Source organism: Paenibacillus sp. P4_E11 (genome assembly GCF_056401635.1).
On the sequence record NZ_JBFUIX010000428.1, the window covers coordinates 1 to 1595 of the forward strand.

General features: G+C 43.8%; 1 protein-coding gene and 1 pseudogene. One reads left to right on the top strand and one right to left on the bottom strand.

What is annotated here, in order from left to right; all coding sequences use genetic code 11:
• Positions 1 to 164, top strand: a pseudogene (locus AC1DWB_RS34775) (MocR-like pyridoxine biosynthesis transcription factor PdxR); the annotation flags it as partial.
• A 65-nt stretch (positions 165 to 229) separates the two neighbouring features.
• Here the strand turns inward: AC1DWB_RS34775 and AC1DWB_RS34780 are convergent.
• The gene (locus AC1DWB_RS34780; protein ID WP_477545634.1) at positions 230 to 1456 is read right to left on the bottom strand and encodes a benzoate/H(+) symporter BenE family transporter; all 1227 of its coding nucleotides are present in this window, start codon (positions 1454 to 1456) and stop codon (positions 230 to 232) included.
• Between the last annotated feature and the right edge of the window lie 139 nt (positions 1457 to 1595).

The following is a 1595-nucleotide window of genomic DNA, read 5'->3' on the forward strand; positions in this document are numbered from 1 at the left end:
AAGAAGCCGTTACGAACCAAGCGCTAGAAAAGGGAATACGTGTTTATCCGCTTAGCAATTATTGTTTGAAAAGTAATCGAAGAGGGTGGGTGTTGGGCTTTGCTAAAGTAGATGAAGCAGCAATAGAAACAGGGATTTACCGTCTTGCGGAGATGCTTCTATAATTCGAGCATCTCCAGTTAAGCTTTAGTCTTGATCTGTTCCCATGTGTTATTCGGCGTGCCTCATATTATTTCTGTTCAGCTTGTTGTATTCCGCTCAACCTGCATTGTTTTTGGCGAAATTGTCCATGCATCAAAATATGTGCGGCCAAACCTGCAACAAGACCCCAGAATGCACCGCCAACACCAAGTAATGTAACATTTGCTGCCGTTGCTAAAAAAGTTATCAGAGCTGTCTCACGTCCCTTGGGATCAGTTAAAGCGGTGGCAAGGCTTCCGCCAATTGTTCCGAGCAATGCCAATCCCGCTAACGTCGCGATGAAGGTGGCTGGAAGAATCAGAAACAGAGCAGCCAGCGTCACACCAAATATGCCGACAACAATGTAAAAAATGCCACAGGCAACACCAGCAATGTAACGTTTTGTTGAATCCTCATGCGCATCTTTACCTGTACAAATCGCCGCAGTAATGGCTGCTATATTAAAAGCATGCGAGCCGAAAGGCGCTGCAAGGAGTGAGCCCAAACCCGTTACTGTCAAAATCGAATTCGCGCTAGTTTTAAATCCATCATTTCGCAACACTAGCATTCCAGGCATATATTGTCCCGTCAAAGTAATAATGAACAGTGGCAATGCGACGCTCAATAAAGTATGGAATGAAAACTCCGGAACGACGAATATCGGTGAAGCGATTGCTAATTTGATATTGCTGAAATCTACATTCTCCACACTAATCAAGTAAATAAGTCCGATTACTAAAATACCGACGATAGCATAACGGGACGTAAACCTTTTTAATATTACATAAGCAGCAAATAGGACAATTACAAGCAAAGGGTCAATTTTTGCACCACCGAAGGCTGAAATGCCAAACTGCAATAAAATACCTGCCAGCAGACCAGAAGCAATGCCTGAAGGAATAAGCCGGACGAAACGCTCGAACATTCCCGATACCCCTAAAACAATAAACCCTAAAGCAGAGATGATGTAAGCGCCAATAACTTCAGCATAGGGGGTTACCGCTAATGCTGAAACGAGAAAAGCTACACCTGGTGTTGACCAAGCCGTAATAATCGGTTCACGGTATCGATAGCTTAGCCAAATACCAGTTACCCCCACACCAACTGAAATCGACAATACCCATGAAGCGGTCATTTCAGGACTCAAACCCGCTACTTTTGCTGCCYGAAAAACGAGAATAAACGTCCCACCATAGTTGACAATGACAGATATTAAAGCAGCTATGGTGGGAGATATCAAATCACGGCTTCGCAGCGAAGATGATGTTGAATTCATATTCACTCTCCTAATCGTTCTGATGCGTGTTACGGTCCACAGAATCCTGCTTGTACATTTTTTCTTCCTCGATCGGATTTTCTTTCGCCGTTATATGATGGGGGTCAATTCGGTATACCTGAACAGGAGTATTGAATAC